At 62.7% G+C, this 5,185-nt stretch carries 4 protein-coding genes; 1 reads left to right on the forward strand and 3 read right to left on the reverse strand.

Annotation, left to right across the window (positions count from 1 at the left end; translation table 11 throughout):
- Both EN750_RS17570 and EN750_RS17575 read right to left on the reverse strand, forming a co-directional pair.
- Positions 1–665, reverse strand: a 665-nt coding sequence (locus EN750_RS17570; RefSeq protein WP_128290002.1) for an outer membrane protein, incomplete at its 3' end; no start/stop codon positions are given.
- A gap of 94 nt (positions 666–759) precedes the next feature.
- On the reverse strand, positions 760–1,611 hold the full coding sequence (locus tag EN750_RS17575) for an alpha/beta hydrolase (protein WP_127397164.1): 852 nt from the start codon (positions 1,609–1,611) through the stop codon (positions 760–762).
- A gap of 147 nt (positions 1,612–1,758) precedes the next feature.
- On the opposite strand from EN750_RS17575, the gene ade reads away from it, so the two are divergent.
- The gene (ade, locus tag EN750_RS17580; RefSeq protein ID WP_127397165.1) at positions 1,759–3,567 is read left to right on the forward strand and encodes an adenine deaminase; all 1,809 of its coding nucleotides are present in this window, start codon (positions 1,759–1,761) and stop codon (positions 3,565–3,567) included.
- 160 nt (positions 3,568–3,727) lie between these two features.
- On the opposite strand, the gene EN750_RS17585 is transcribed toward ade, so the two are convergent.
- Positions 3,728–4,891 (reverse strand): alpha/beta hydrolase, encoded by a 1,164-nt coding sequence (locus EN750_RS17585; RefSeq protein ID WP_127397166.1) that lies wholly within the window; start codon positions 4,889–4,891, stop codon positions 3,728–3,730.
- Positions 4,892–5,185: the final 294 nt, after the last annotated feature.

Consider the following 5,185-nt stretch of genomic DNA (forward strand, 5'->3'; position numbering starts at 1 on the left):
CAGAACTTGTAGCTCAAATTGATGCCTACCGTGTTGAGCTTCACGTTCTGATCGCGATCGTTGAAGGGTTCCGCTACGTCGTAGTGCTCGGAGCCGAAATCATAGTAGCGATACTGTGCGCCGACGACGAACTTGTCGGTCAACGCGTAGTCGACGCCGGCACCCACGGTCCAGCCGACATTCGTGCGCGTGCTGGCGAACGCCGGACCCGCGACTTGCGATGTTTCGATGCCGGCAAAGGCGACGCCGCCAATGCCGTAGACCAGCAGGCGATCCATGGCGTAGCCGGCCTTGGCGTTGACCGACCCGAACCACTTGATGTCGGTGCCGAATGTGCTTCCCAGGGCCGATATCGTCGTTCCGTCGATCGAGGAATAGTTGAGGTCTGCCTCGGCGCCCAGCACCGCCTGGTCGAATTGCCACAGTCCGGCGACATGGCCGCCGACAAAACCGCCGTCAACGTCAGGTGTGGCCGAAAACGGCTCGCCCTCTGTTCCTGATATGTCGGACCGACCCCAGCCATAGCCGGCTTGCATGCCGGCATAGTAGCCGGTCCAGTCGAAGCCGGGCGCGGTCATCGGAACATCGGCCGCTGGGTCGGCGGCGAAAGCCGGCACGACCAGAGCGGCAAGAAAACCGGCACTTGCGACCATCAGGCGATACATCGAACTCCCCGAAATGACGATTCAGAAAGATCCTCGCCAGAAGGATAACCGCATTCGCCGCAATCGCAATCCCCCTGTCGCCGCACAGAATCCTCTATTTGGCGTCGATGAAATCCAGCACAGCCTGGTTATATTCATCCGGCGCTTGCAGCATGGCGAAATGACTGGCGTTGGGCAGGATAATCAGCTTCGCGCCCGGGATGGCGGAGGCGATATATTCGGTGTGTTCGCGCTTGATCGCTTCGTCATGGTCGCCGGCAACGATCGCCGTCGGCGTGGTTATCGCAGCGAGCTGCTCCTTGGTCCACGCCGGCTCGGTCTCCCACATATGGCTCATCTGCGCCACGAAGGCGTCATACTGGTCCGGTGTTTTCGACATCTTCTTGTAGTCGCGGCCGGAGCGGTCGATGTAGGCGGCAAAGGTCTTGTTGGTCATCACGCCCGGATCGACGCCGTCGGTGGTTACGTTGGCGGCTTGCGCAAAGAGCCTTGTCAGCCGCTCCGGATGATGCAGTGCGATGTCGATACCGATAATTCCGCCATCGCTCCAGCCCACGAGCGCGGTCTTGTCGATCTTCAGGTAATCGAGCAGCGCCAGATAGTCCGACGCCATCAAGTCATAGCCATAGGGCTGCTCGGTGCGGGTGGAGCGGCCGTGACCACGGCTGTCGGCGACTATCACCTTGTGCGTCTTGGAAAACGTGGCCACCTGGCTGGCCCAGATGTCGGCGTGGCCGAGGCCGCCATGGATGAGCAGCACGGGGTCGCCCGCTCCGAAAACGACGTAGTACATCTGGATGCCGTTCACCGGCGCATATCCGCTCTGATCGGGTTTGGGCATGGCCGCAGGCTCCGGCAAGGTCTGCCAACGTTCCTCGGCGGCGGCAAAAGCGCTCGAGGCGGCGAACAAGATGACGATGGCGAACACTTTGCAAAAACGGGTCATGTTTCCCCCTTACGGCTCGGTCCGTAGCCAGCATCGCGCTTTGGCCAGATTAGTCAACAAGCTCAGTCTGCCGCGGTGTGTTGGCCCGACGGCTCTGGCGGCGCCCGCCGACATTTGCGAGACTGGCAACAACCGAAGGAATCGCGAATGACGAAAGCAACGCCCGCAAAACCCAGACCGTGGACCGAGATGGCGACACATCTGGTCGATGTCGCCATGGGGCGCAAACCCGCTGACCTGGTCGTCCGCAACGGCCGTTGGGTGAACGTCCATTCGGGCGAGATCATCGCCGGCACCGACATCGCCATTGCCGGCGGTCGTTTCGCTTATTGCGGCCCGAACGCCAGCCATGCCATCGGCCAGGGCACCAAGGTGGTCGACGCCGGCGGGCGCTATCTGGTGCCCGGCCTCTGCGACGCGCATATGCATGTCGAGAGCGGCATGGTGACGGTGACCGAGTTCTGCCGGGCCGTTATTCCGCACGGCACCACCTCTATGTTCATCGACCCGCACGAGATCGCCAATGTGCTTGGCCTGCCGGGCGTGCGGCTGATGCATGACGAGGCCGTCGCCATGCCCATCAACGTGCATGTACAGATGCCGTCCTGCGTGCCCTCGGCGCCCGGGCTGGAGCATGCAGGCGCCGAGTTGACGGTCGCCGATGTCGCGGAGGCAATGAGCTGGGAAAACATCATCGGTCTTGGCGAAGTGATGAATTTCCCCGGCGTCGCCGCCAACGATCCTGTCATGTCGGGCGAGATCGCCGCGACGGTGAAAGCGGGGAAAACGGTCGGCGGCCACTATGCCTCGCGCGATCTCGGCCTGCCGTTCCATGGCTATGCCGCCGGCGGTCCCGAGGACGATCATGAGGGCACACGCGCCGAGGATGCCATCGCCCGTGTGCGCCAGGGCATGAAGGCGATGCTGCGGCTCGGCTCGGCCTGGTACGACGTCGCCTCGCAGATCAAGGCGGTGACGGAGAGCGGCATCGACCCGCGCAATTTCATCCTGTGCACCGACGACAGCCATTCCGGCACGCTGGTCCAGGAAGGCCATATGGACCGCGTGGTGCGCCACGCCATCCAACAGGGGTTGAAGCCGGTGACGGCGATCCAGATGGCGACGCTCAACACCGCCCAGCATTTCAGACTCGAGCGCGAGATCGGCTCGATCGCGCCGGGGCGGCTGGCCGACCTGCTGATCGTCTCGGATCTCGCCGCAATGACCATCGACGAGGTCTATGCACGCGGCGTCAGGCTGGCCAAGGGCGGCAAGCTCGAAATCGACATTCCGGCCTATGATTACCCGAAGACGGCGAAGAACACCGTCAAGCTCGGCAAGAAGCTGAAGGGCGGCGACTTCGATATCGTTGCTCCCAAAGGCGCAAACGAGGTGCGGGTGCGTGTCATCGGCGTCATCGAGAACCAGGCGCCGACGCGCGCGCTGGAGGCCGATCTGCCGGTCGAGGACGGGCTGGTCGCCATGGACCGCCGCAACGACATCTGCCAGATCGCGCTGGTCGAGCGCCACCGGGGCACGGGCGGCGTCACCAACGCCTTCGTTTCCGGCTTCGGCTATATGGGCGACTGCGCCATGGCGTCCAGCGTCGCGCATGACGCCCATCACATCATCTGCGTCGGCACCAACAAGCAGGACATGGCGCTGGCCGTCAATCGCTTGGGTGCGGTCGGCGGCGGCGTCGTGCTGTTCTCCAAGGGCAAGGAACTGGCGCTGGTCGAAATGCCGATCGCCGGGCTGATGTCGGACGAGCGGGCCGAGATCGTCGCGGCCAAGGCAGAGAAGCTCACCGAGGCGATGCGCAAGATGGGCTGTTCGCTGAACAACGCCTACATGCAGCACTCGCTGCTGGCGCTGGTCGTCATCCCCGAACTCAGGATTTCCGATGTCGGCCTGATCGACGTGACGACATTCCAGAAGGTCGATCTGTTCGTCTAGGATTGTTGATATTCAGGCCATGCCGGCCTGCAAGTAGCGATTTTCTGCGCTTCCGGTGCTCACGTACTTAAGTACGCTCCGCTCCGGTTCTCGAAAACCACCACTTTCGGCTCGGCCTGACCCGAACTCAACAATCCTAGGGCCAATGTCGCCCGCTGGCTCACCCGCCGGTGGCGATGGTCAGCACCTTGAACGGCGTGGTGATGACGATTTCCGCGACCGACCCGACGGCCTTGCCGAGGCCCTGGCCGAGATTGTTGAGCTGAGTCGGGACGGGCTCGTCCGAGGCAAGGCCGGCAGGCGCCCGCAGCCGGTCGCCGAGCAGTTGCACCAGCATCGGGTTGTCGGCGAATTTGGCGTGGTTGAGGCGGTCGCCGCCCTTGGCCTGGGAAAGGTCGACCACCGACACGCCATAGCTGGCGAGGTCGGCCACATCGCCGTAATCGCCGACGCGCGGCTTATCGCCCGAGATCAGGGAGGACAGCTTGAGAGCCCGGTCATCCGCCGAGAGCAGGATGGCGAATGGCTTGTCGGGTTTGCCGTAACGGATCATCTGTTTCTTGAACACGTCGACATCGATGTCGGGCGAGGCCAAGATGACGTAACCGAGTTTGTCGTCGAGATCGCGATCGCCGGTGATGGCAAGCTGGCGCAGAGCCTCCATGGTCACCCAGGTCCCCATCGAATGGGCGATGATGTCGATGCTCTTGACCTTGGTCTTGGCAAGCATCCTGAGCGTCGCCTCGAGGTCGTCGCGCGCTGCGTTGGCGCTTTCCTTGTCGTAGATGTAACCCGTGGTCTTGCCGCTCGATGCCCACGAGAACAGCACCGGCGTGCCGGGATATTTCGTGTCGTGGGCGATCTGCGTCAGCCGGTAGATGCCGTCATCGAAGCCGTTGTTGAAGCCGTGCACGAAAACCAGCGCACGGTCGCCGCGCATGGCGATGTCGGCGCCGACCGCCTTGGCGAATTGCGGCGCGCCTTCATAGAAGGTGACGTCCTTGGCGGTGAAATCCTTGGCCGGATTGCTGTTCGCGGATCCCTTGGCCCGCTCGATGGCGCCGACCTGATGGATTTTCGGGACGGTGACGTCGACACGGGCAAAGCTGGTGGTCAGCGAGCGATCGCCGTCGAACACCTGTCGCGGGTCCTTGGTTGCCCTCTGGCGTGTCGTGGCGACGAAGATTTCATGCGTGGCCACGATGTCGGAAGCGGGCACCGTGACCGTCGTCTTGTTGAGCAGGTCGTGCGTTTTGCCGCCGGCGCAGCCGGTGACAGCGAGCGCCAATGCAACGACGAGATAACTCTTCGAACGCATGGTCATACGCCGGCTCCCGCAAAGGGGGACGTCAAACGCATGACGTCGCTGGCTATTCCGATAAGGCCGGAGACCGGCGCGGTCCAGTTCAAAGTGAATCGATACATCCGCAATGGTGAACAGGCACGGCGAAAACCGCGGGACCGCATCTATTGTCCAAGCAGGCTGATGCGGTCTGTCACGTCACGGTCGCTGGCAAAGCCGTCATCCTCGCGTAGCCGCTGGCCGATCATCTTCACCAGCGTCGGATTGTCGGCGAACTTCGTATGGTTGAAGCTGTCCGATCCCTTGACCTTGGAC

Source organism: Mesorhizobium sp. M7A.F.Ca.ET.027.03.2.1 (genome assembly GCF_003999175.1).
Taxonomy (GTDB): domain Bacteria; phylum Pseudomonadota; class Alphaproteobacteria; order Rhizobiales; family Rhizobiaceae; genus Mesorhizobium.

Excerpts from the sequence above, each read along its gene's own strand:
- EN750_RS17575 (WP_127397164.1), bottom strand. The coding sequence starts at position 1,611 with ATGACCCGTTTTTGCAAAGTGTTCGCCATCGTCATCTTGTTCGCCGCC.
- ade (WP_127397165.1), top strand. The coding sequence starts at position 1,759 with ATGACGAAAGCAACGCCCGCAAAACCCAGACCGTGGACCGAGATGGCG.
- EN750_RS17585 (WP_127397166.1), bottom strand. The coding sequence starts at position 4,891 with ATGACCATGCGTTCGAAGAGTTATCTCGTCGTTGCATTGGCGCTCGCT.